This window comes from Citrobacter sp. Cb004 (genome assembly GCF_030337065.1).
In the GTDB taxonomy this organism is placed as follows: Bacteria; Pseudomonadota; Gammaproteobacteria; order Enterobacterales; family Enterobacteriaceae; genus Citrobacter; species Citrobacter braakii.
Genome location: NZ_JAOWCH010000061.1, coordinates 188657 through 212030 on the forward strand (window position 1 = coordinate 188657; position 23374 = coordinate 212030).

General features: G+C 50.9%; 23 protein-coding genes. 12 read left to right on the plus strand and 11 right to left on the minus strand.

Annotated elements, in window-relative coordinates; translation table 11 throughout:
• Both OGV65_RS14550 and OGV65_RS14555 read left to right on the plus strand, forming a co-directional pair.
• On the plus strand, positions 1-777 hold the full coding sequence (locus OGV65_RS14550; protein ID WP_286455103.1) for a M23 family metallopeptidase: 777 nt from the start codon (positions 1-3) through the stop codon (positions 775-777).
• Positions 778-791: 14 nt separating this feature from the next.
• Positions 792-2177, plus strand: a complete 1386-nt coding sequence (locus OGV65_RS14555) for a hypothetical protein (protein WP_049282665.1) — start codon at positions 792-794, stop codon at positions 2175-2177.
• Between the two features lie 116 nt (positions 2178-2293).
• Here the strand turns inward: OGV65_RS14555 and pgl are convergent, their stop codons facing one another.
• A complete protein-coding gene (pgl, locus tag OGV65_RS14560; RefSeq protein ID WP_016156024.1) occupies positions 2294-3289 on the minus strand; it encodes a 6-phosphogluconolactonase in 996 nt (331 codons plus the stop codon).
• A 165-nt stretch (positions 3290-3454) separates the two neighbouring features.
• Between pgl and OGV65_RS14565 the strand changes: the two genes are divergently transcribed.
• Positions 3455-4273: a pyridoxal phosphatase gene (locus OGV65_RS14565; RefSeq protein WP_016156023.1), complete on the plus strand. Its 819-nt coding sequence runs from the start codon at positions 3455-3457 to the stop codon at positions 4271-4273.
• On the opposite strand, the gene modC is transcribed toward OGV65_RS14565, so the two are convergent.
• The 4 genes from modC to OGV65_RS14585 all read right to left on the minus strand — a co-directional run bounded on the left by modC (position 4274) and on the right by OGV65_RS14585 (position 7148).
• Positions 4274-5332, minus strand: a complete 1059-nt coding sequence (modC, locus tag OGV65_RS14570; protein WP_016152328.1) for a molybdenum ABC transporter ATP-binding protein ModC — start codon at positions 5330-5332, stop codon at positions 4274-4276.
• A gap of 2 nt (positions 5333-5334) precedes the next feature.
• Entirely contained in the window at positions 5335-6024 is a 690-nt protein-coding gene (gene modB / locus OGV65_RS14575; protein WP_286455104.1) for a molybdate ABC transporter permease subunit, read from the minus strand.
• Positions 6024-6797 carry a molybdate ABC transporter substrate-binding protein gene (gene modA, locus OGV65_RS14580; protein WP_016152326.1) on the minus strand — a complete coding sequence of 258 codons (774 nt, stop codon included), beginning with the start codon at positions 6795-6797 and terminating at the stop codon, positions 6024-6026. The genes modB and modA overlap by 1 nt, the downstream gene beginning before the upstream one ends.
• A gap of 201 nt (positions 6798-6998) precedes the next feature.
• Positions 6999-7148 carry an AcrZ family multidrug efflux pump-associated protein gene (locus tag OGV65_RS14585; RefSeq protein ID WP_003023026.1) on the minus strand — a complete coding sequence of 50 codons (150 nt, stop codon included), beginning with the start codon at positions 7146-7148 and terminating at the stop codon, positions 6999-7001.
• 130 nt (positions 7149-7278) lie between these two features.
• Between OGV65_RS14585 and modE the strand changes: the two genes are divergently transcribed.
• From modE to galM, 6 genes are all read left to right on the plus strand, one after another.
• Positions 7279-8067, plus strand: a complete 789-nt coding sequence (gene modE, locus OGV65_RS14590) for a molybdenum-dependent transcriptional regulator (protein WP_016152325.1) — start codon at positions 7279-7281, stop codon at positions 8065-8067.
• Between the two features lie 67 nt (positions 8068-8134).
• Positions 8135-9607, plus strand: a complete 1473-nt coding sequence (modF, locus tag OGV65_RS14595; RefSeq protein WP_286455105.1) for a molybdate ABC transporter ATP-binding protein ModF — start codon at positions 8135-8137, stop codon at positions 9605-9607.
• A gap of 217 nt (positions 9608-9824) precedes the next feature.
• Positions 9825-10841, plus strand: coding sequence for a UDP-glucose 4-epimerase GalE (gene galE, locus OGV65_RS14600; protein WP_016152323.1), 1017 nt, complete (start codon positions 9825-9827; stop codon positions 10839-10841).
• A gap of 9 nt (positions 10842-10850) precedes the next feature.
• Positions 10851-11897: a galactose-1-phosphate uridylyltransferase gene (gene galT, locus OGV65_RS14605; RefSeq protein WP_181626319.1), complete on the plus strand. Its 1047-nt coding sequence runs from the start codon at positions 10851-10853 to the stop codon at positions 11895-11897.
• Positions 11898-11900: 3 nt separating this feature from the next.
• Positions 11901-13049, plus strand: coding sequence for a galactokinase (gene galK, locus OGV65_RS14610; protein WP_286455106.1), 1149 nt, complete (start codon positions 11901-11903; stop codon positions 13047-13049).
• Positions 13043-14083, plus strand: a complete 1041-nt coding sequence (galM, locus tag OGV65_RS14615; protein WP_019076309.1) for a galactose-1-epimerase — start codon at positions 13043-13045, stop codon at positions 14081-14083. Before galK ends, galM begins: the two co-directional genes overlap by 7 nt.
• 50 nt (positions 14084-14133) lie before the next feature.
• Here galM and chbG read toward each other — a convergent pair whose 3' ends face one another.
• The 4 genes from chbG to chbC form a co-directional block, all read right to left on the minus strand.
• A complete protein-coding gene (gene chbG / locus OGV65_RS14620; protein WP_200051428.1) occupies positions 14134-14892 on the minus strand; it encodes a chitin disaccharide deacetylase in 759 nt (252 codons plus the stop codon).
• Positions 14870-16261 (minus strand): 6-phospho-beta-glucosidase, encoded by a 1392-nt coding sequence (locus OGV65_RS14625; protein WP_286455108.1) that lies wholly within the window; start codon positions 16259-16261, stop codon positions 14870-14872. The genes chbG and OGV65_RS14625 overlap by 23 nt, the downstream gene beginning before the upstream one ends.
• 73 nt (positions 16262-16334) lie before the next feature.
• Entirely contained in the window at positions 16335-17153 is an 819-nt protein-coding gene (chbR, locus tag OGV65_RS14630; RefSeq protein WP_047497788.1) for a transcriptional regulator ChbR, read from the minus strand.
• A 12-nt stretch (positions 17154-17165) separates the two neighbouring features.
• The gene (gene chbC / locus OGV65_RS14635; RefSeq protein WP_141874990.1) at positions 17166-18524 is read right to left on the minus strand and encodes a PTS N,N'-diacetylchitobiose transporter subunit IIC; all 1359 of its coding nucleotides are present in this window, start codon (positions 18522-18524) and stop codon (positions 17166-17168) included.
• A gap of 407 nt (positions 18525-18931) precedes the next feature.
• Here chbC and gpmA point away from each other — a divergent pair, with 407 nt between their 5' ends.
• Positions 18932-19684, plus strand: a complete 753-nt coding sequence (gene gpmA / locus OGV65_RS14640) for a 2,3-diphosphoglycerate-dependent phosphoglycerate mutase (protein ID WP_003022999.1) — start codon at positions 18932-18934, stop codon at positions 19682-19684.
• A 155-nt stretch (positions 19685-19839) separates the two neighbouring features.
• On the opposite strand, the gene aroG is transcribed toward gpmA, so the two are convergent.
• The gene (aroG, locus tag OGV65_RS14645; RefSeq protein WP_204551576.1) at positions 19840-20892 is read right to left on the minus strand and encodes a 3-deoxy-7-phosphoheptulonate synthase AroG; all 1053 of its coding nucleotides are present in this window, start codon (positions 20890-20892) and stop codon (positions 19840-19842) included.
• Positions 20893-21209: 317 nt separating this feature from the next.
• Here aroG and OGV65_RS14650 point away from each other — a divergent pair, with 317 nt between their 5' ends.
• Both OGV65_RS14650 and zitB read left to right on the plus strand, forming a co-directional pair.
• A complete protein-coding gene (locus OGV65_RS14650) occupies positions 21210-21584 on the plus strand; it encodes a YbgS-like family protein (RefSeq protein ID WP_016152318.1) in 375 nt (124 codons plus the stop codon).
• Positions 21585-21697: 113 nt separating this feature from the next.
• Complete coding sequence (gene zitB / locus OGV65_RS14655; RefSeq protein WP_019076308.1) at positions 21698-22639, plus strand: CDF family zinc transporter ZitB; 942 nt, start codon at positions 21698-21700, stop codon at positions 22637-22639.
• Here the strand turns inward: zitB and pnuC are convergent.
• Positions 22636-23355: a nicotinamide riboside transporter PnuC gene (gene pnuC / locus OGV65_RS14660; protein ID WP_047497780.1), complete on the minus strand. Its 720-nt coding sequence runs from the start codon at positions 23353-23355 to the stop codon at positions 22636-22638. The two genes, zitB and pnuC, sit on opposite strands and share 4 nt — an antisense overlap.
• Positions 23356-23374: the final 19 nt, after the last annotated feature.

Consider the following 23374-nt stretch of genomic DNA (forward strand, 5'->3'; position numbering starts at 1 on the left):
GTGTCGTGTCTGATATGGAGCGTATGGCTAACAATAGCGCCGCTGGCGACGACCAGCTGCGAGCAGGCCTGGCAGCAGGCTTTCGTTCCGTCATTACAGGTGGCGCAAGTGTGGTCAGAAGAGAACCTGCAGATATCGTCCAGCGCTGCGGCGGTGGTTGATGATAACGCGCCGGTACGCTTTATCTGGCCCGTGGCGAAGCGCCAGATCAGCTCAGGATTTGGACAACGCCTGCACCCTGTGCTGGGGCGCATGATGCAGCATAAAGGGATGGATATTCCTGTGCCATTCGGCAGCAGCGTGCATGCAATTGCCGACGGCGAAGTGGTGGAGAGCGGCTACGGTCGCGGCACCGGATACTTTATCACTCTCCGTCATGCGGACGGCTGGCTGAGCCGCTATTTTCATCTCGCCTCTGCGCGGGTGCGTAAGGGCGAAAAGCTGACGGCGGGCGAAGAGATCGCCGCATCCGGCAGCAGCGGTTTTAGCACAGGTCCGCACCTGCATCTGGAAATAGCCTGGCGAGGCGTGGCGCTCGACCCACAGCCCTTGCTGAACAACACCCCGCTGCTGGCGCGCGCCGGGCGTACGTCCACGGAAGAAAAATCCGACGCTCAGCCTCGGGTCGTGCTGGTTTCTCAGGGACCGGGCGGAACACGGATTACCGTCCGGTTTAACAACAAAACGCGCACCGTGGCACCAGGTAGTATGGTGTTTGGCGACTATCAGGTCGTGCTGTTGCGCAGTGGTAAATATCAGATTATTTCCGCTGTATAACAAGGAGCTACACAATGGAAAAAAAGAAAAGGATCGCTTTATCGGCGGGGTTGCTGGCGGCAGCGCTGCTTTTTAACCCTGGTGTGTTGGCAAGTGACGACACTCAGGAGCCAGAGAACAGCAAAGGGCATTTTGGCTTTCTGCCTCCGCAGCCACCGCTGAAACTGCCGGGATCACATTATTTTCTCGTTAAGGTTTCGAGTGATTTTAGCCGCCTGGGACAGACAGCGGGTATTAACTATCAGATCACAGGCGTGAATGTTTACTGGAAAACGAAGGGAATCGATCAGGAGCGGGGGCGTCCGAATGCTTCTTTTATTGGACCAAATCTGCCAAATTGTTCATTTGGAGTCGAAGCCCCATGTGACGTTACTTTGGCTAATGCTGAAGTTGGAAGTGAGGACCGCAGCACTGGTGGAAAACTGGATGAAATGGGATCAACAGAGCATCTGGAAGGGTTAGTATGGGTTTATTCTAACCATTTAGTCAACGATAGCACGATAGGCAAACCCGACCACCTCGACGATAATAGGTGTCCCGATCTAGTGACAAATCCAGATTTAGATCATACTTTTAATGGCAGGAGTACGCGATTTTTTCGGGGTTTTTATTATGGATTCGAAGACTGTGGAAATGGCGTAGAAAACAGCCCAGGAACCACGCGCACACCTCGACCTGATGGCACCTATGATGTTACAGTTAATCCAGATAACGATGTCCACCTTTCTGCTATGTTCAATTCGCAAGATTCAAATATCTGTAATGATGCAGGTCCATTATATTGTGGTGGCTCTGGCAATACCCCCAGCGGCTATATCTATATCCCCAGTAATAATCTGAAGTATATGGTTATTGAGGTAATGGGGTTTGAAGCTCATAGTTACGATATTCATGCTTTTCCCATTATAGCGTTTAAATACACCAACGAAGATCCTGACGATCCTGAAAATTATAAGATGGAATTTGTCTCGACGCAGGACAAGGTGGGGCAAGGGGAACCTGTCAGTTATATGGTACCATTTTATAATAAAGGTTTTAGCTCTTACAAAAACCTAAATCCATTTGAGTCCGACCTCCACTGGAATGAGGAGGAAAACAACATCGACGGGAAAAAAGACACGTTTGTCGGTTACGGCGACTATGGTCCCCTTTTGGATTTCAAAAATATTGACTATCTGGAGGTGAGCATTAAATCTCTCGATCATATGGTGTTAAATGGTCCCTCCGATATGCCAAAGGGTAACGTGCACAATACGCAAGGTGGTGTGGGGGTTAGACTTCACAAATATGACTGGAAATGTTCAGAAGGCCCTGAAGTAGTCCCTGACGGAACAGAGCTTAATGGGGCAACAGAAGAGGAATACCTTAAGGCTAATTGTGCCTACAAGACGCGGTATTAATAGCTGACCGGCGGCGTCTGCGCCGTATAAATAAATTAGTTTCCCCGCGAGGTTCACACGGATGTGAACCTCGCTTTTTATCTTTGAACAGGCTTTTCCTGTTCTGACTGGTGGCGTTAGTACGCGTTCACCACGACCCACATCGGGCCCTGCCCTACCGCATAACGCCCCTTCTCTGCCAGCAGCCCCTGCTCGCCAGCAATCTCATACACCGCGATATGGTGCGATTTTTGCCCGGCGGCAATCAGGTATTTACCGCTGTGATCGATATTAAAACCGCGCGGCTGAACTTCAGTAGGCTGGAAACCCTCTTTGGTCAGCACGCTGCCATCTTCAGACACGCTAAAGATCGTAATCAGGCTGGCGGTGCGGTCACAGGCGTACAGATGACGACCATCCGGTGTAATATGAATATCCGCTGCCCAACGGGTATCAGTGAAATCAGCAGGCATCATATCCAGCGTCTGCACACATTCAATCTTGCCGTACGGATCTTTCAGCGCCCAGACGTCAACGGAGCTGTTCAGCTCATTCACACAGTAGGCAAATTGCTTATTCGGATGGAACGTCATATGACGCGGGCCAGCACCTTCAACGGTGGTCACTTCTGCCGGTTCCTGCGCCACCAGATGTCCATCATCGCTTACCTCAAAGAGACAGATACGATCCTGTTTCAACGCCGGAACCCACAGGATACGGTTATCCGGTGAGATGTTGGCCGAGTGGCAGCCGTCCAGACCTTCAACCACGTCAACCTGTTCCACCGGCAGGCCATCTTCCAGACGCGTGACGCTCACGCTCCCGGCGTTATAAGAGCCGACAAACACGAAACGTCCCTGATGATCGGTAGAAATATGCGTCGGGCTACCCGGCAGCGCAGACTCCGCCGCGAAGGTCAGCGCACCGTCATCAGGCGCAATGCGGTAAGCCAACACGCGAAACTCCGGGCGCACGCCAACATAGAGGTAGCGCTTATCCGGGCTGACGACCATCGGCTGTACCTGACCCGGCACATCAACCACCTGCGTCAGCGTCAAAGAACCATCATGATTCAGGCTCCAGACGTGGATTTGCTGACTTTCAGGGCTGGCGGTATAAACGGTTTGCTTCATGAATACTCCTTTGCTTTTTGGCAGGTGGCTGCAATTGCCTGACACACGCCTAAGGTAGACGCTTTTAACGGTGAATGCTTAATTAAGGCGCAGAATTTTGTCCGGCTCCCGTCTCGGTGTACCATTCCAGCAGACAAAATTCTCAACCTTAATCTGGAAATAACTATGACCGCACGCGTGATTGCCCTGGATTTAGACGGTACCCTGTTGACCCCGAAAAAAACCTTGCTGCCATCCTCTCTTGAAGCGCTCGCGCGCGCCAGAGAAGCAGGATACCAACTTATCATTGTCACAGGTCGCCATCACGTTGCTATTCATCCTTTTTATCAGGCACTGGCGCTGGATACACCTGCAATTTGCTGCAACGGCACCTACTTGTATGATTATCAGGCAAAAAAGGTACTGGAATCCGATCCACTTCCGGTAAACCAGGCATTACAGCTGATCGAAATGCTGGATGAACATCAGATCCACGGGCTGATGTATGTGGATGAGGCCATGCTGTATGAGCGCCCAACCGGGCATGTGGTGCGTACCGCTAACTGGGCGCAAACCCTGCCGCCGGAACAGCGCCCGACCTTCACCCAGGTGCCTTCGCTGGCGCAGGCTGCACATGACGTTAACGCCGTCTGGAAATTTGCCCTCACCGACGAAGATATTCCGAAACTGCAGCAGTTTGGTAAGCATGTTGAACAGCAGTTGGGGCTGGAGTGTGAATGGTCCTGGCACGATCAGGTCGACATTGCCCGTAAAGGCAACAGCAAAGGGCGACGCCTTACCCAGTGGATTGAAGCACAGGGCGGGTCAATGGAAAACGTCATTGCCTTTGGTGACAACTTTAACGATATCAGCATGCTGGAAGCTGCAGGTACCGGCGTGGCGATGGGTAATGCGGACGACGCGGTCAAAGCCCGCGCCAACATCGTAATTGGTGACAACACCACCGACAGCATCGCGAAATTTATTTACTCCCACCTGCTGTAATCACGCGGTAATCGACACGCTCTTAATTTGCGCGTACAGCCACAGGCCAGGTTTGATACCCAGTTCATCCCTGGCCCACGGGCTGATCCTCGCCCACAGCGTTTTACCGCCCACTTCAAGCTGAACCTCCACCTGACCATTATCGTCATAGCACTGCGCGACTTTCGCCCGCAGCACGTTACGAATACTGGTCTGCTGCGGCGGTTGAAGCACCAGCGAAACATCAGATGCCTGAATACGAATACGCAGCGCAGTTTGCAGCGGTTGATCCAGCTTATTGACCCATAGATGCTGATCGCCAAGCGCCAGTGCAGTCATTGCGTAATGTGGATGATGTTCCAGCACGCTGACTTTCAGAATGCTGCTTTGCTGTTCCTTTGGTAGCCACGGGTGCATCACGCTGCTGCCCCAGACATCTTCCAGCGAACCGAACGCTTTGACCTGCCCGTTTTCCAGCACCATCACTTTGTCTGCCAGGTGCAAGATTTCATCGAGCGAGTGGCTGACGTACAGCATCGGAATATTAATTTCACGCGCCAGGCGTTGCAGGTAAGGCAACAGTTCGCGCTTACGCGGGATATCCAGTGAGGCTAACGGCTCATCAAGCAACAACAGTTCCGGCGCGGTAAGCAGCGCCCGACCGATGGCTACGCGCTGTTTTTCACCGCCAGAAAGCCCGCCGGGCAGACGGTCAAGCAGCGATTCAATGCCCAACAGGGCCACCAGCTTATCAAACTGTCCGGCCATACTTTTCGCCATACCGTAACGCAGGTTGCCGCGCACTTTATAATGCGGAAACAGGCGCGCATCCTGGAAAACATAGCCCACCCGGCGTTTTTCGGGCGTTAAACAGATACCGTTCTCGACGTCGTTCAAAACCCGTCCGTTAAGCACGATGCGCCCGGACTGCGGCTGCGTCAGGCCGCTGATGGCGTTAATCAGCGAGGTTTTACCCGCACCGGAAACGCCAAAAATAGCGGTGATCCCACTGGCTGGCAGCGTTTCGTTGAGCGTCAGGCAATGCGTCCCCAGCGTTTGGGAGAAATTAAGTTCCAGCATGATTACCGCCCCGTCCGTTCACGGCTAATACGCGCCAGCCATTCAGAAATCAGCAGTGAAATCAGCGCTAACACAATAGAAATGATACATAACCTTGCCGCCGCGCTTTCGCCGCCAGGGGTCTGGATCAGGGTATACATCGCCGATGGGATAGTGCGGGTTTCGCCAGGAATATTGGAGACAAAGGTAATCGTTGCGCCAAATTCCCCGAGGGAACGCGCGAACGCCAGCACCGTACCGACAATAATGCCGGGCAGCATCAGCGGTAAAGTAATCGTCACAAATACGCGCCAGCGTCCAGCGCCCAGCGTGCGGGCCGCCTGCTCCAGCTTGACATCGACACCTTCCAGCGCCAGACGAATAGCCCGTACCATAAGCGGGAAAGACATCACCGCCGCAGCCAGTACCGCACCGCGCCAGCTAAAGGCAAAGGTGATGCCAAACCAGTCATACAGCCATTCGCCAATGAATCCGCGGCATCCCATGGCGACCAACAGCAGATAGCCCACCACAACCGGCGGCAGTACCAGCGGCAAATGCAGCACGCTGTCGAGCAGCGCTTTGCCCGGGAACTTGCATCGCACAAGCAGCCAGGCAAAGAAGATCCCAAACGGCAGACTAAACAACACAGCCAGGGAAGAAACTTTCAGGCTCAGTATGACGGCCTGCCATTCAGGATCGGTCAGTATCATTACTTGGTCGTAAATCCATAACGTTTAAAGATTTCAGCAGCCTGCGGTCCTTTCAGGTAATCATAGAACGCGCTGACCGTTGCGTTTTTGTGCCCATCAACAATTGCGATAGGGTATTCCACTTTTTTGTGTGAATCTTCCGGGAAAGTCGCAACAACTTTTACGCCCTTGCTGGCGACAGCATCGGAACCATAGACGATCCCCAGCGGCGCTTCGTTACGCTCTACCAGCGCCAGCGCACCGCGCACATCTTCGGCAGGTGCCAGTTTCGGGGCCAGGGTATCCCATGCCCCCAGTTTTTGCAGCGCTTCTTTAGCATAAATGCCCGCCGGAACATGTTCCGGATCGCCAACGGCCAGACGCCCACCATTTAACAAACGGGTCCAGTTGGTTTTGCTGTCGATGGTGAAGTCTTTCTGCGCACTGTCTTTCGGTGCGACAACCACCAGGCTGTTACCCAACAGCGTTTCACGCGTTGCGGTATCAATCGACTTTTTGTCTACTGCGTAATCCATCCATTTCTGATCGGCAGAGATAAACAGATCGGCCGGAGCGCCTGCTTCAATCTGTCGCGCCAGCGTGGAAGAAGACGCAAAAGAAGAGACAACGTCAACGTTCTTCTCTTTTTTGTATTGCGTCGCAATATCCTGCATCGCGTTAGTCAGTGAAGCCGCTGCGAAAACAGTAATTTTTCCTTCATCCGCCAGCGCATGCCCGGCAACAGTAAGAGAAAGTGTTGCCCCGGCAAACAAGCGTAACCATGTACGTGCCATCTGTAACTCCTTTGAGTTTCGTTATGTAGTCGCAAATATAACGAGTAAACCAGGATTTTCCCAGTGGTTATTGATACCAATTTGAGGTTACACGAAGAAAATATCGGCATGGAAAGCAGGATCTTGAGAAACGGTAGACAGAGAAAACGGGTTGGAAGGCGTAAAAAATATAAACGCCCGACTGAGCGGGCGTTTGGGGAATCAATGATTCTGTCTGGACTGGTCTTTTTGACCGATACCGGAGAAAATGTTGAACACTTCACCCAGTCCGTAAATCAGACCCAGAATGATGGCCATTACCACAGGTACCATGATTACGGCGAATACCAGACTTTTCAATAACTCTAACATGGTCAACTCCAGATGTAGTCCTTAGCTGTATTCTAACCACATAACGCAGAAAAGCACTCCCCTTTTGTGCGGTCGACTTTGCTCAGGCACGGTTTTCCGTCACAATACCCTCTTTTGCCAGGAGCTTGTGATGCAGGCCGAAATCCTTCTTACGCTGAAACTTCAGCAAAAACTGTTTGCCGATCCCCGTCGCATTTCTCTGCTTAAGCATATTGCGCTTTCCGGCTCCATCAGTCAGGGCGCGAAGGATGCAGGTATTAGCTACAAAAGCGCCTGGGATGCGATTAACGAAATGAACCAACTCAGCGAGCAAACGCTGGTTGAGCGCGCCACAGGCGGCAAAGGCGGCGGCGGCGCGGTATTAACGCGCTACGGCCAACGCTTAATTCAGTTGTATGATTTGCTGGCGCAGATCCAACAAAAAGCCTTTGATGTTTTGAGCGATGACGATGCGCTACCGCTCAATAGCCTGCTGGCGGCTATCTCTCGATTTTCACTGCAAACCAGCGCCCGTAACCAATGGTTTGGCACAATCACCGCCCGCGACCACGATCAGGTCCAGCAGCATGTCGACGTCCTGCTGGCCGATGGCGAAACGCGCCTGAAAGTGGCGATCACTGCGCAAAGCGGCGAGCGTCTGGGTCTTGAGGAAGGCAAAGAAGTACTGATTCTGCTGAAAGCGCCGTGGGTAGGAATCACTCAGGACGACGCCATCGCTCAGGCCGCCGATAACCAGTTGCAAGGCACGATTAGCCATATTGAACGCGGTGCGGAACAGTGTGAAGTGCTGATGACGTTGCCAGACGGCCAGACGCTGTGCGCCACCGTTCCGGCCCAAGACGCCGCAACGCTGCAAGAAGGCGCTAACGTCACCGCCTGGTTTAATGCTGACAGAGTGATTATCGCCACGCTGTGCTGAGTAGATTGACATCAGCCTGAAGAACACGTATCCCTGTTATTAATCGCTGCAAATAATGGGATACAAAATGTCATCGTTGCAAATTTCGCAAGGCACGTTTCGTCTTAGCGACACAAAAACGCTCCAGTTAGATGCGTTGACGTTAAACGCGGGTGATAGCTGGGCGTTTGTTGGCGCTAACGGGAGCGGGAAATCCGCGCTGGCCCGCGCACTGGCGGGAGAGCTGCCGCTTCTGAAAGGCGAGCGTCACTGTCAGTTCACGCGTATAACCCGACTCTCCTTTGAGCAGCTACAAAAGCTAGTCAGCGACGAGTGGCAGCGAAACAACACCGATCTTCTTAGTCCCGGTGAAGACGACACCGGGCGCACCACCGCCGAAATCATCCAGGATGAGATCAACGATCCCGCCCGCTGCGCTGCGTTGGCGCAGCAGTTTGGCATTTCTTCCCTGCTCAACAGGCGTTTCAAATACCTTTCCACCGGTGAAACACGTAAAACCCTGCTCTGTCAGGCGTTAATGTCCGCGCCGGATTTACTGATCCTTGATGAGCCCTTTGACGGGCTGGACGTGGCGTCACGCCGTCAGTTAGCAGAACTGCTCGCTGAGTTGCATCAGGCCGGCTTTACGCTGGTGCTGGTACTTAACCGCTTTGATGAAATTCCCGAGTTCGTGCAGTTTGCTGGCGTACTTGCCGATTGCACACTGACAGAAACCGGCGCAAAAAACGACCTTCTGCAACAGGCATTAATCGCTCAGCTTGCCCATAGCGAGCGGCTGGAAGGAATTCAGTTACCTGAACCGGACGAGCCTTCGGTGCGCCGTACGTTGTCAGATAATGAGCCGCGAATTGTGCTTAACGATGGCACGGTCTCGTATAACGATCGCCCTATCCTTCACCATTTGAGCTGGCAGGTAAATCCGGGGGAACACTGGCAAATCGTCGGCCCCAACGGAGCGGGAAAATCAACTCTGCTCAGTTTAATCACCGGCGATCACCCCCAGGGCTACAGCAACGACCTGACCCTGTTTGGCCGTCGCCGTGGCAGCGGTGAAACTATCTGGGATATCAAAAAACACATCGGCTACGTCAGCAGCAGTCTGCATCTGGATTATCGGGTGAGTACCACAGTTCGCAACGTTATTCTCTCTGGTTATTTTGATTCAATCGGCATCTATCAGGCCGTTTCCGACAGGCAGCACAAGCTGGTGCAACAGTGGCTGGATATCCTTGGCTTCGATAAACGTACCGCGGATGCGCCATTTCATAGTCTTTCCTGGGGACAGCAGCGGCTGGCACTGATTGTTCGCGCGCTGGTTAAACACCCGACGTTGTTGATCCTTGACGAGCCTTTGCAAGGGTTAGATCCGCTCAATCGCCAACTGATTCGCCGTTTTGTGGATGTGCTAATCGGTGAAGGTGAAACTCAACTGCTGTTCGTCTCTCACCACGCCGAAGATGCCCCAGCCTGCATTACCCATCGACTGGAGTTTGTGCCCGAGAACGACATCTACGCCTATCGACTAACATCTCTGCGTTAGTTTTCATTGCAGGGCGTTTATCACGCCCTTTTTTTCTGCTTTTTTTCAGACAAACGCTGAAATAACAACCCAACATAATGATTTATAATAGAAAAATCATTACAAATGCGTGAAACCCACGGAGTGTAAACGATTCCACTAATTTATTCCATGTCACACTTTTCTCATCTTTGTTATGCTATGGTTATTGCATACCATAGGCTTAACGGAGCGAATTATGAGAGTATTGGTTACAGGTGGTAGCGGTTACATTGGAAGCCACACTTGCGTGCAGTTGTTGAAAAACGGTCACGAGGTGGTGATCCTGGACAATCTCTGCAACAGCAAACGCAGCGTTTTGCCCGTCATTGAGCGTTTAGGTGGCAAGCAGCCGACCTTCGTGGAAGGGGATATCCGTAACGAAGCGCTGATAACCGAAATTCTGCACGATCATGCCATTGACACGGTCATTCATTTTGCGGGTTTAAAAGCCGTTGGAGAATCCGTTGCCAAGCCGTTGGAGTACTATGACAACAACGTCAATGGCACCCTGCGTCTGGTGAATGCAATGCGCGCCGCCAACGTGAAAAACTTCATTTTTAGTTCCTCCGCGACCGTCTATGGCGATCAGCCGCAAATTCCTTACGTTGAAAGCTTCCCCACCGGCACGCCGCAAAGTCCGTACGGCAAAAGCAAGCTGATGGTAGAACAAATCCTGACCGACCTGCAAAAAGCACACCCCGACTGGAGTATCGCCTTACTGCGCTACTTTAACCCGGTTGGTGCTCATCCGTCGGGCGATATGGGGGAAGATCCGCAAGGTATTCCCAACAACCTGATGCCTTACATCGCACAAGTTGCCGTGGGCCGCCGCGAGTCCCTTGCCATATTTGGCAACGACTACCCAACTGAAGATGGCACCGGCGTTCGCGACTACATCCACGTGATGGATCTCGCCGACGGCCACGTCGTCGCAATGGAAAAACTGGCGGGCAAACAGGGTGTGCATATTTACAACCTCGGAGCAGGCATCGGCAGCAGCGTACTGGACGTGGTCAACGCCTTCAGCAAAGCCTGCGGTAAACCCATTAATTACCATTTCGCCCCGCGCCGTGATGGCGATCTTCCAGCTTACTGGGCAGATGCCAGCAAAGCCGATCGCGAGCTTAACTGGCGCGTGACCCGCACACTGGATGAAATGGCACAAGACACCTGGCACTGGCAGTCACGCCACCCGCAAGGATATTCGGATTAAGGACCAATCATGACGCAATTCAATCCTGTCGATCATCCACATCGCCGTTTTAACCCGCTCACCGGGCAGTGGATCCTCGTATCACCGCATCGCGCCAAACGCCCGTGGCAAGGGGCGCAGGAAACCCCGTCTAAGCAGGTACTGCCTGCACATGACCCGGACTGTTTCCTGTGTGCTGGCAATACGCGCGTTACCGGTGATGTAAATCCGGATTACACCGGGACCTATGTTTTTACCAATGATTTTGCGGCGCTGATGTCCGATACCCCGGACGCGCCGGACAGTCACGATCCGTTGATGCGTTGCCAGAGCGCGCGCGGTACCAGCCGCGTAATTTGCTTCTCGCCCGATCACAGCAAAACGCTGCCAGAACTCAGCATCCCTGCGCTGACAGAAATCGTAAAAACGTGGCAGGAGCAGACCGAAGACTTAGGGAAAACCTATCCCTGGGTGCAGGTATTTGAGAATAAAGGCGCGGCGATGGGGTGCTCGAACCCGCACCCGCACGGTCAAATTTGGGCCAACAGCTTTTTGCCCAACGAAGCTGAACGTGAAAATCGCCTACAGAAAGCATACTTCGCCGAACAGGGCGCGCCGATGCTCGTTGATTACGTCCAGCGTGAACTGGCAGACGGCAGCCGTACGGTCGTTGAAACTGAGCACTGGCTGGCGGTTGTCCCTTACTGGGCCGCGTGGCCGTTCGAAACGCTGCTGCTGCCGAAAGCGCATGTGCTGCGTATTACCGATTTGACCAACGAGCAGCGTGCTGACCTGGCGCTGGCGTTGAAAAAACTGACCAGTCGTTACGACAACCTGTTCCAGTGCTCATTCCCCTACTCCATGGGCTGGCACGGTGCGCCGTTTAACGGTGAAGAAAACGAACACTGGCAGTTGCACGCGCACTTTTACCCACCGCTGCTGCGTTCCGCGACCGTGCGTAAATTTATGGTCGGTTATGAAATGCTGGCAGAAACCCAGCGAGATCTGACCGCAGAACAAGCGGCTGAGCGACTGCGTGCGGTCAGCGACATCCATTTTCGCGAATCCGGAGTGTAAATAATGAGTCTGAAAGAAAAAACACAATCTCTGTTTACAGAAACGTTTGGCTACCCTGCCACCCATACTATTCAGGCACCGGGTCGTGTAAACCTGATCGGCGAACATACCGATTATAACGACGGCTTCGTTTTGCCCTGCGCCATCGACTATCAAACCGTCATCAGCTGCGAGGCACGCGACGATCGAAAAGTACGCGTCATCGCCGCTGATTACGACAATCAGGTTGATGAGTTCTCTCTCGATGCGCCGATTATCGCCCACGATAGCCAGCAGTGGTCAAACTACGTGCGTGGCGTGGTAAAACATCTGCAAAAGCGCAATAACGCCTTTGGCGGCGCGGATCTGGTGATCAGCGGTAACGTTCCGCAGGGTGCGGGCTTAAGCTCTTCTGCCTCACTGGAAGTCGCTGTTGGTACGGTATTCCAGCAGCTCTATCATCTGCCGCTCGACGGCGCGCAGATTGCCCTGAATGGCCAGGAAGCTGAAAACCAGTTTGTCGGTTGTAACTGCGGCATCATGGATCAGCTGATCTCCGCACTTGGCAAGAAAGATCATGCGCTGCTGATCGACTGCCGTACGCTGGGCACCAAAGCCGTTTCTATGCCTGAGGGCGTAGCGGTGGTGATCATCAACAGCAACTTTAAACGCACGCTGGTCGGCAGCGAATACAACACCCGTCGCGAACAGTGTGAAACCGGCGCGCGTTTCTTCCAGCAGCCAGCGCTGCGTGATGTCAGCCTCGAAGCGTTTAACGCTGTCGCCCACGAGCTGGATCCGATTGTTGCCAAACGCGTGCGCCACGTCATCACGGAAAATGCGCGTACCGTTGAAGCCGCACAGGCACTGGAAAAAGGCGACCTGCTGCGCATGGGCCAGCTGATGGCGGAATCTCACGCCTCAATGCGCGATGACTTTGAAATCACGGTGCCGCAAATTGATACGCTGGTAGAGATTGTCAAAGCGACCATCGGTGATAAAGGCGGTGTGCGGATGACCGGCGGCGGCTTCGGCGGCTGCATCGTGGCGCTGATCCCGCAAGATTTGGTTCCTGCCGTACAGCAGGCTGTCGCCACACAGTACGAGGCAAAAACCGGTATTAAAGAAACATTCTACGTCTGCAAACCTTCACAAGGAGCCGGACAATGTTAAACGAAATCCCCGTGCAGGCTCCGGACGGTCAACCGTTTCGCCTGCTCACCCTGCGCAATGACGCAGGGATGGTAGTCACGCTCATGGACTGGGGCGCGACCCTGCTCTCTGCGCGTATTCCGCTTAGCGATGGTAGCGTGCGCGAAGCATTACTCGGCTGCGCCAGTCCGGAACAATACCCGGAACAGGCTGCATTTCTGGGGGCTTCGATTGGCCGCTACGCGAACCGTATCGCCAACAGCCGCTATACCTTTGCTGGCGAAACCGTTGAATTACTGCCAAGTCAGGGCAATAACCAACTGCACGGCGGACCAGACGGTTTCGACAAACGTCGCTGGCAGATAGTCAATCAGAATGACCGTCAGGTGCTGTTCGCCTTAACGTCTGACGATGGCGATCAGGGCTTCCCAGGCCATCTTTGCGCCACCGCGCAGTATCGCCTGACGGATGATAATCGTATTTCGATAACTTATCGTGCCACGGTCGATAAACCCTGCCCGGTGAATCTGACGAATCACGTCTATTTTAACCTCGACGGCGATAAAACGGATGTGCGTCAGCATAAGCTGCAAATTCTGGCGGACGAGTACTTACCGGTTGACGAAATGGGTATCCCGCATGATGGACTGAAATCCGTCGCCGGTAGCACGTTCGATTTCCGCACCCCTAAAATCATCAGTAGCGAATTTCTGGCCGATGACGATCAGCGCAAGGTGAAAGGTTACGATCACGCCTTCCTGCTTCAGGCACAGGGCAACGCGCGTACGCCGGTCGCTCAGTTGTGGTCACAGGATGAAAAACTGCAAATGGTGGTCTACACCTCGGCCCCGGCATTGCAGTTTTACTCCGGTAACTTCCTCGGTGGTACGCCTTCCCGCGGGCCAGAGGCCTACGAAGACTGGCAAGGCCTGGCGCTGGAAAGTGAATTTCTGCCGGACAGCCCGAACCACCCTGAGTGGCCACAGGCGGATTGCTTCCTGCGTCCGGGTGAAGAGTATGCCAGCGTGACGGAATATCAGTTTATTCCAGCCTGATGTCGTCCTCAATGTAAAATGCCCGGCGATGTAAACCGCCGGGTAATTCATCACAGATCGCGATAGGTTCCCAGCCGGAATCCCAACTCCACCACTGCACGTTGCAGTGCAGGCGAAGTCAGTACCTCCAGTTCATCCAGTCGCGGAAAACAATAACTGCTGGCCATGCCTGTTTTGTCGATAAAAGCAGGATGACACATCAGCTCGACAGATTGTTCATCACCCAGTGTTGCCCGTCTTAGCGCTTCAAGAACGAAGCGATCAGAGACATTTTCAGCATAAAAATCATTGATAAAGCGTTCAACTCCGCTTACCCCTTGTACCGGGATATTTTGCTGCCGGATCGCCTGCCAGTCGAGGCGTACTGGTACGCCTTTTTTACGTGCAAAATCTGACACATGCTGCCAGACCTGAGGAATAAAATGGACATGATGATGGCTATCAATATGGGTTGGCTGACGCCCAAAAAGCGAGACAAAGCGGTCAAACTGCTGGTGTAATTCAGCCACAATATCCTCATCCGCCAGTGAGCCCTGTTTTGCTACCTCCCACACCCATTTCCCTAAATTACCTTCTCTCACCAGGGAAGGCATCGCGGACAGTGGCCTGCCATAACTGAGAACAAAATGTAAACCAACACCTAGCAAGGGATAATCAGCGCTGATCTCCGCCGCATGTTCGATACCCCCAGCATTCATCATTGCTGTCGTTGAGGTAACTAAGCCATGGCGATGTGCCTCAATAATGCCGTAATTTACCCCCGGGCTTAGTCCAAAATCATCGGCATTAACAATCAATAATTTCATCATGTCGCTGGTCCTTTGGTTGATTGTCTGGTTGCAGGAATAAGTGAAAAGCATCAGCAAACTGGGGCAAATACTGTTGATTAGCCAGCAGCATTTCCCGCGCCAAAACTTCAGCGCCCAGGTCTGAATTCACCAATGGATTAAGATTCAACGCCAGCAAAATGTCGTTAAACTGACCGCTCAGGGATGCATGTGAAGCAGCGATTTCAAACGCTTTTATGGTGTGGATCAACCCCAGTACTTTCTCATCAAAATGCGTAATACGCGGGTGCGGTGTAGCGCCATGCTTACCCAGCAAACAGGTCATTTCTACAGCCCAATCCGCTGGGATATTATCAATATGTCCATGATGCGGTACATTGATATAATGTTCAGTTTGCTTATCGTTATAAATAGCATTAATTACTTCGCAAGCCGCATCTGAATAGTAAGCTCCCCCACGGGCTTCAAGTTCCGCAGGTTTAGTATCCAACTGAGGATTTTTATAGATTTCAAATAGCTGTTTTTCCAACTTCTGAACTATCTGTGCGCGAACGTTACCTTTGTAATACTCACCTATTTCTATCGCCAACATCTCTTTATGTTTGAAATAATAGAGAAGATATGAACACGGTAGTAAATTAAGTGAACGCAACAAACCTTCACTAAACGGTAGACTATAAATATTTTTGACCGAACTGCCGCCAATCGTTCCCGAAGCAACCCGTTCCATTACCTCAGCAAAACGTGATTGCCCATTTACCCAAACATCACGAATGAAAACCAAATGATTCAACCCAAACAGATCAAGAGAAACGTCATCTTGTTTGGTTAACGCCAATAGATCTTCTAACAACATCCGCATTCCTATCGGGACATTGCAGACACCAATAAAACGTTTAAAATCGGTATAGCGATATACAGCTTCTGTTACCATTCCTGCAGGGTTGGTAAAGTTAATAATCCAGGCCTGAGGACAAATATTCTGTACATCTTGCACAATATCTAAAATAACAGGTATTGTACGTAGCCCCTTGAATAGCCCACCGGCACCATTGGTCTCTTGCCCCAGATACCCCTGTGACAACGGTATACGCTCATCCTGTTCACGTGCTTTTAGCTGCCCAACTCGAAATTGTGTAGTAACAAAATCCGCATTATGTAACGCTTCCTGCCGGTTAAGACTTTTATGGATGGTCATCGGCACGCCCGCCTTCGCCACCATACGCTGGCATAACGCGAAAATGATATCGAGTTTGGCTTGACCTTCTTCAACATCCACCAGCCATAACTCGCTGACAGGTAACTCGTGATAGCGCTTAATAAATCCATCGAGCAATTCCGGAGTATAGCTACTGCCTCCCCCAATGGTGACTACTTTTAATTTTTTCATTTCGACTCCTGAAAGCAGTCTCCTGCAATCTGTTGTTATTTACTTAACTCACTAGCGCCTGATACCAAAAGTGCTAATGATTGGTGTTGACCAACTGCCTGCGATAATTACCCGGCGTAAATGATGTCAATTTTTTAAAATTATTAATAAAAATCCCTGGGCTACTGAAACCTGCTTCAAAAGCAATATCCGTCACAGAAAAATTAGTTGTCTCCAACTGCTTCTTACAATAATCAATACGAATATCATTAATTATTTGCCCAGGTGTTTTCTGGTAATAACGATTTGTTGCACGCGTAAGATACGATTGGGTTTTTCCGGAGAGTCTGACCATATTATTTAATGCCTGATCTGCAAACATTGATTTTTTGTGCATTTCTCTTATCAGTTGAGATAACCAGCCGGGCACGGAATCTGACCGTGGATTGTCTTCATAATGCTGTAGCCGATTGACGATATAAAAAGTAAGTAATTTATTGAATTCATCGCACTCGCTCTGATGTACGCCCAACGTTGATAATGTAGATTCTATGCAGGTCAAAAATGCATTTGACATCGTATAACGTTGTGATGCCACAAAACATGAGGGCAGCATATTCAAATAATGTTCATCAAAATAGCACTTACTGACTCCCATATTTAAAATGCGAGTAACACCGTAATCATAAAAAGTTTGATGATATGACCCCACAGGAATAAACACAAAATCACCACGCTCCATTATAACGTGTTTACCATTAATCTCCTGACAACAACTTCCCGTCAGCACAAGGGTAAACTCATAATAATCATGCTGGTGTAATCCACTAATACTCTCCGTTTTATCAAGGATAAAGAAGTAAAAATCCTTACCCTTTAAAAACTGATTTTCATGAACGGTGTTAATTTCCATGGTAGTTCCTCATTAAAACTTCAAAGCATTAGCGATATCTTCCTCGCTCTCTTCCTCATCAATAACGTTTTGCGCTTTATTAGCAATCACAACAAATGGCAGATAAATTATCGTTGCCATGGCAAGATTCACTAATGCCATAATCAAAGCAGCAACACTACCATTTGAATTGAAAAATGCTCCCAGTCCAGGCGGCATCGTCCACGGTGCAAAGTTTGTGGATGGAGGGATAATACCTAATGAATACACCAGCAGGGTGATTCCCGCCAGGATTGGCTGAATAAGCACAAAGGGGATCATCAACACTGGATTCATAATGATTGGCAAGCCAAATAAAATAGGCTCGTTAATATTAAAGAGTCCCGACGGCAGCGCCATTTTGGCCACCTGACGATAATCCGCACGGCGCGAGGCAATAAAAATGGCAACAATCAGACCAAGCGTCGCTCCCGTTCCCCCAAGGTAAACATACGATTCCAGCATTGGGCCTGTCCAAAAGTGGAAGCTTTTACCCGCGGCCAGTGCTGCATCGACAGAACCAAAATGGGTGTAGGTCTCCATGTTTTCCATTCCCCACGGGCCGAGGATACCGCTATTCAGCGCAGTTAGCGCCAGGCCTCCGTGCACGCCGAAAAACCAGAGTAATGAATTAAATATGACATATGCCCATCCCACAATACTGCCAAGTGACGCCAGTGGAGTGGAGATCGAATTAATAATCACCTGGTGGAAATGGGTACCCGCCAGAGAAAGCCCCCATGACATGAGCCCCATAATTAAAAGAATGATGAAACCGGGGAGCAAAGCAGTAAATGAACGAGAGACTGACTCCGGTACGCTATCAGGTAGCTTGATAACCCATTGACGGCGGATAATAAAAGCAAACATCTCAGCAACGACCAAACCTATTACAATCCCTGAGATAATATTCGCGCCGCCAAGCCAGTTTGCGCCAATGGCACTCGCCTGCTCTACGGTAAATGGTGTTACGGTCATAAAAGACGCGATTGATAATAAGCCAGCGGCCAGAGCATCGACTTTACGCTCTTCAGCAAGTGCCATACCAATAAAAAATGGTGTCATTAATGACATTATCCCCAGCGTGCCGTTATAAACGCTGCCACCAATGACTTTTAATTGTTCCAGAGAAACAATTGTTCCTCCATCCAGTCGCACCCCCATTGACCAGAAGAATGATCCTTCACCAAAATTAAGTAGCACATTGTTAATAAGAACAAACATTGCCCCAACCAGCGTTAAAGGCATTAACCTGATAAAGCCATTTTTAATGGCATTGACATGTACCTGTTTTCCCAGTTTTACGGCAACAGGTAAGATCACCCTTTCCAGAGAGCTTATTGCACCTGACATGATAAATATCCTCAAATATGAAATCTGATAAGGAAATGAATTATTGTGAAATTCTTTGACGGAAAATTAATCGTTCGAACATTTACTCAGAAATTATGAATAGCATACTTGAAGACATTCAAAGGCAGTAATGAGTAAGGTACTTGAATTCCGTTTGATTGACTTTTTGGTATGAGGATTTTCACATTTTGAACAATTTTCAGGCTCTGCATTCACTGAAAATCTCGCCCCTTTTCTCTCGGGTGCTCAGTCACTCACCTTGCTCTCCCTAAACAACCTCTCATTTACATGTTTCTTACATTAATGACTAATTTTCGCTATTGTATAAGGATAAGCATTGCCGCTGACGGATTACGGCAATATAATGAGAATTATTATCATTCGATATGATTTATAGGAGTGAATGTATGGCTGTAACTAAGCTGGTTCTGGTACGTCACGGTGAAAGTCAGTGGAACAACGAAAACCGTTTTACCGGTTGGTATGATGTTGATCTGTCCGAGAAAGGCGTGGGCGAAGCAAAAGCGGCAGGAAAACTGCTGAAAGAGGAAGGCTACAGCTTTGATTTTGCTTATACCTCCGTGCTGAAACGTGCCATCCACACCCTGTGGAACGTACTGGACGAACTGGATCAGGCCTGGCTGCCGGTTGAGAAATCCTGGAAACTGAACGAACGCCATTACGGTGCGCTGCAGGGTTTGAACAAAGCAGAAACCGCGGAAAAATACGGTGATGAGCAGGTTAAGCAGTGGCGTCGCGGCTTTGCGGTTACCCCGCCGGAACTGACCAAAGACGACGAGCGTTACCCGGGTCACGATCCGCGTTATGCGAAGCTGACCGACAAAGAGTTACCAGTTACCGAAAGCCTGGCGCTGACCATCGATCGCGTTATCCCTTACTGGAATGAAACCATTCTGCCGCGCATGAAAAGCGGTGAGCGCGTAATTATCGCCGCTCACGGTAACTCTCTGCGTGCGCTGGTTAAATACCTTGATAACATGGGCGAAGATGAGATCCTTGAACTGAACATCCCGACCGGCGTACCGCTGGTGTATGAGTTCGACGAAAACTTCAAGCCGATCAAACACTACTATCTGGGTAACGCTGACGAGATCGCAGCAAAAGCGGCGGCCGTTGCGAACCAGGGTAAAGCGAAGTAATTTTCGCGGTAAGTTAAAGAAAAAGCGTGGATTTCTCCACGCTTTTTTTATTTCGACACGACCAGAAAATGTAGGCCGGATAAGACATCGCCCCATCCGGCAGTCTGCAACGGAATGCCTGATGGCGCTACGCTTCTCAGGCCCAGGGGACTTGGTTAACCGCGACGCGCTTTTACCGCATCCGCCAGTTGACGCAACACCGCATCGGTATCTTCCCAACCAATGCATGCGTCGGTGATGCTCTTACCGTAGGTCAGCGGCTCACCGCTATCCGGATTCTGATTACCTTCCACCAAATGGCTTTCGATCATCACGCCAATAATTGCTTTTTCGCCACCGGCGACTTGTCCGCAAACATCTTTCGCAACATCCATCTGCTTTTTGAACTGCTTGCTGGAGTTGGCATGGCTGAAGTCGATCATCACTTGTGCAGAGAGTCCTGCTTTGATCAGGCCTTCTTTCACGTCCGCAACGTGCTGAGCGCTGTAGTTCGGCTCTTTGCCACCGCGCAGAATGATATGGCAATCGCCATTACCACTGGTATTCACGATCGCTGAATGACCCCATTTGGTGACAGACAGGAAGCAGTGCGGTGCCCCTGCAGCGTTGATTGCATCAATCGCCACTTTGATGGTGCCATCGGTACCGTTTTTAAAACCAACCGGGCAGGACAGACCCGATGCCAGCTCGCGGTGCACCTGAGATTCTGTTGTACGTGCCCCAATTGCGCCCCAGCTCATCAGATCGGCGAGATATTGTGGGGTGATCATATCGAGGAATTCACCCGCAGTCGGCAATCCGCTGTCGTTGATATCCAGCAGCAGTTTACGCGCAATGCGCAGCCCATCATTGATCTGGAAGCTGTTGTCCATGTGCGGGTCGTTGATAAGCCCTTTCCAGCCAACGGTGGTACGCGGTTTTTCAAAATAGACGCGCATGACGATTTCAAGCTCACCTTTTAACGCTTCGCGCAGCGCCAGCAGACGAGTGGCATACTCTTTGGCAGCTGCCGGATCATGAATAGAGCACGGCCCAATCACCACCAGAAGGCGATCGTCGCTCCCTTTCAGAATTTTATGAATCGCCTTACGGGCATGAGCCACCGTATTGGCGGCATTTTCAGTAGCGGGGAATTTTTCCAGCAGTGCGACTGGTGGTAATAACTCGTTGATCTCTTTAATGCGTAAATCGTCGTTCTGATAATTCATGATTATTCCAGCGTTGCCATACTTATATAAATGAATGCAATCCCTCCAATCTATATCTTCAGTCATAAAGTGTAAACGGGGTTTTACACTTTGGACGGATTAATCCTGGAATTGGCCAAAAAAACGCAATAAAGTAGCGAAAAACGAGATCCAAACTACAATTTCTAACTGTAACAGCTTTAATTTTCATAGATTTCAAGATTCTATGCTGGTTTTAATTTCCATAGCAAAACGATTAACCACATATTAATGATGTAACTGGCACATGCACTGTTGGAAGACGTTATCCGACATATCGACCTTAACAGGAGCATATTATGCATATGACAAAGCTGGCTTCACTCTTCCTTACCGCTACACTCAGCCTCGCCAGCGGCGCGGCACTGGCTGCTGAAAGCAACGCGCAGTCCAATAACGGTCAGGCAAATTCCTCGGCTGATGCAGGACAAGTCGCCCCAGACGCCCGCGAAAACGTGGCGCCAAATAATGTCGACAACAGTAACGTGAATTCAGGTGGCACAATGCTGCACCCGGACGGTTCATCAATGAACCATGAAGGGATGACCAAAGATGAGATGCACAAAAACACTATGTGTAAGGACGGTCGCTGCCCTGATGTGAATAAGAAGGTTGAAACCGGAAACGGCATCAACAATGATGTTGACACAAAAACTGATGGCACCACGCAGTAACGCTGAAATTAAAGCTAATAACGGGAGAGCAATAGCTCTCCTTTTTAATTTTATCATCCCAAAAACGGTATGATGGCATACAGTAAAGATGAGAATAACAAAGGGATGGCATAATGGCGCACGCACATACTCATACTTCCTCTGAACAACCCAAGGACAATAATGCCCGCCGACTGATGTTCGCATTCTGCATTACAGCCGGATTTATGTTGGTTGAAGTGGTGGGTGGCATACTTTCTGGTTCACTGGCCTTGCTGGCCGACGCCGGGCACATGCTCACGGATGCTGCGGCGCTGCTTTTCGCGCTGCTGGCCGTCCGGTTTTCCCGTCGCCCGCCCACAATACGACACACCTTCGGCTGGCTGAGGCTCACAACGCTGGCCGCATTTGTTAATGCCATCGCATTGGTCGTTATCACCATTTTAATCGTCTGGGAGGCGATTGAGCGCTTCCAGACGCCTCGCCCCGTGGCTGGCGGCATGATGATGGTTATTGCTGTCGCGGGTCTACTGGCCAACGTGCTCGCTTTTTGGGTTTTACATCGCGGCAGTGAAGAGAAAAATCTGAACGTCCGCGCCGCGGCGCTGCATGTGATGGGCGATTTACTTGGCTCGGTCGGGGCTATCATCGCTGCGCTGATTATTATCTGGACAGGCTGGACACCCGCGGACCCAATTCTCTCGATTCTGGTTTCCGTACTGGTGCTGCGTAGCGCCTGGCGATTGCTAAAAGATAGCGTTAATGAATTACTGGAAGGTGCCCCGCTGACGCTGGATATCGCCGCACTGCAGCGCCATCTCAGCCGGGATATTCCTGAAGTCCGCAACGTTCACCATGTCCATGTCTGGATGGTGGGCGAAAAACCGGTAATGACGCTGCATGTTCAGGTGATCCCGCCACACGATCACGATGCGTTGCTGGAGCGTATTCAGCATTTCCTTATCCATCACTACCAGATTGAACACGCCACAATCCAGATGGAGTATCAGCCGTGCAATGGGCCGGACTGTCACCTGTATCAGGGCGTGTCCGGCCATTCACATCATCACCATTAATGAGAAAGCGCGTGGGAACCCCGCTCACGTGCACTGTTAATCCACATCCTGCTACCGTTCAGGGCGATAACCGTCAGGATCATATATTCCAGCGACATGGCATATACGCCTTGCAGGGCAAAGATCACCACGCTAATGACGTTAATGATCACCCACAGCAGCCAGTTTTCAACGTATTTGCGCGTCATCAGTATCATCGCTGCAATCGACAGCACCATCATGCAGGAGTCCCAGAACGGGAATGCATCGGGTTGTAGTTCAGGCACAACAACATGTAATCCCAATGCCTGCATAATATTCACTGCAATGCCTGTCAGGAACGCAAAGACCGGATCGATATAGATCGACATCAGGCCGATCGCCACCACGCAAGCCGCCAGCCAGCCGATCGCTTTTGGAAGCGGTAGCCAGCGAATTTTCAGTTCCGCTTCATGCTGGTTGGTTTGCCGGGACCAGGCATACCAGCCGTAGATATTTGCGGCAAAGAAGAAAACTTGCAGCAACAAGCTGGCATAGAGCTGGATCTGAAAGAAGATAATTGCAAACAGCGTGACGTTTATCAGACCGAAGAAGTAATTGCTGATTTTCTCAAGGCTCGCCAGGCCAATACACAGCAACCCGGCGATCGTTCCCACGGCTTCGATCCACGACAAATCGTAACCACCCGCGCCAATCGGAATATGTACCAGAATGTTCTGCGTGCTAAAAAAGTCCATCTTTTCCCCCAGAGCAAAA

Bases quoted from the DNA above. Each gene is read 5' to 3' on its own strand.
- modE (WP_016152325.1), top strand. From the start codon at position 7,279: ATGCAGGCCGAAATCCTTCTTACGCTGAAACTTCAGCAAAAACTGTTT.
- modB (WP_286455104.1), bottom strand. From the start codon at position 6,024: ATGATACTGACCGATCCTGAATGGCAGGCCGTCATACTGAGCCTGAAA.
- OGV65_RS14650 (WP_016152318.1), top strand. From the start codon at position 21,210: ATGCATATGACAAAGCTGGCTTCACTCTTCCTTACCGCTACACTCAGC.
- aroG (WP_204551576.1), bottom strand. From the start codon at position 20,892: ATGAATTATCAGAACGACGATTTACGCATTAAAGAGATCAACGAGTTA.
- galT (WP_181626319.1), top strand. From the start codon at position 10,851: ATGACGCAATTCAATCCTGTCGATCATCCACATCGCCGTTTTAACCCG.
- galM (WP_019076309.1), top strand. From the start codon at position 13,043: ATGTTAAACGAAATCCCCGTGCAGGCTCCGGACGGTCAACCGTTTCGC.
- modC (WP_016152328.1), bottom strand. From the start codon at position 5,332: ATGCTGGAACTTAATTTCTCCCAAACGCTGGGGACGCATTGCCTGACG.
- modA (WP_016152326.1), bottom strand. From the start codon at position 6,797: ATGGCACGTACATGGTTACGCTTGTTTGCCGGGGCAACACTTTCTCTT.
- OGV65_RS14585 (WP_003023026.1), bottom strand. From the start codon at position 7,148: ATGTTAGAGTTATTGAAAAGTCTGGTATTCGCCGTAATCATGGTACCT.
- galE (WP_016152323.1), top strand. From the start codon at position 9,825: ATGAGAGTATTGGTTACAGGTGGTAGCGGTTACATTGGAAGCCACACT.
- modF (WP_286455105.1), top strand. From the start codon at position 8,135: ATGTCATCGTTGCAAATTTCGCAAGGCACGTTTCGTCTTAGCGACACA.
- OGV65_RS14625 (WP_286455108.1), bottom strand. From the start codon at position 16,261: ATGAAAAAATTAAAAGTAGTCACCATTGGGGGAGGCAGTAGCTATACT.
- chbR (WP_047497788.1), bottom strand. From the start codon at position 17,153: ATGGAAATTAACACCGTTCATGAAAATCAGTTTTTAAAGGGTAAGGAT.
- pnuC (WP_047497780.1), bottom strand. From the start codon at position 23,355: ATGGACTTTTTTAGCACGCAGAACATTCTGGTACATATTCCGATTGGC.
- gpmA (WP_003022999.1), top strand. From the start codon at position 18,932: ATGGCTGTAACTAAGCTGGTTCTGGTACGTCACGGTGAAAGTCAGTGG.
- zitB (WP_019076308.1), top strand. From the start codon at position 21,698: ATGGCGCACGCACATACTCATACTTCCTCTGAACAACCCAAGGACAAT.
- chbC (WP_141874990.1), bottom strand. From the start codon at position 18,524: ATGTCAGGTGCAATAAGCTCTCTGGAAAGGGTGATCTTACCTGTTGCC.
- OGV65_RS14565 (WP_016156023.1), top strand. From the start codon at position 3,455: ATGACCGCACGCGTGATTGCCCTGGATTTAGACGGTACCCTGTTGACC.
- pgl (WP_016156024.1), bottom strand. From the start codon at position 3,289: ATGAAGCAAACCGTTTATACCGCCAGCCCTGAAAGTCAGCAAATCCAC.
- chbG (WP_200051428.1), bottom strand. From the start codon at position 14,892: ATGATGAAATTATTGATTGTTAATGCCGATGATTTTGGACTAAGCCCG.
- OGV65_RS14555 (WP_049282665.1), top strand. From the start codon at position 792: ATGGAAAAAAAGAAAAGGATCGCTTTATCGGCGGGGTTGCTGGCGGCA.
- galK (WP_286455106.1), top strand. From the start codon at position 11,901: ATGAGTCTGAAAGAAAAAACACAATCTCTGTTTACAGAAACGTTTGGC.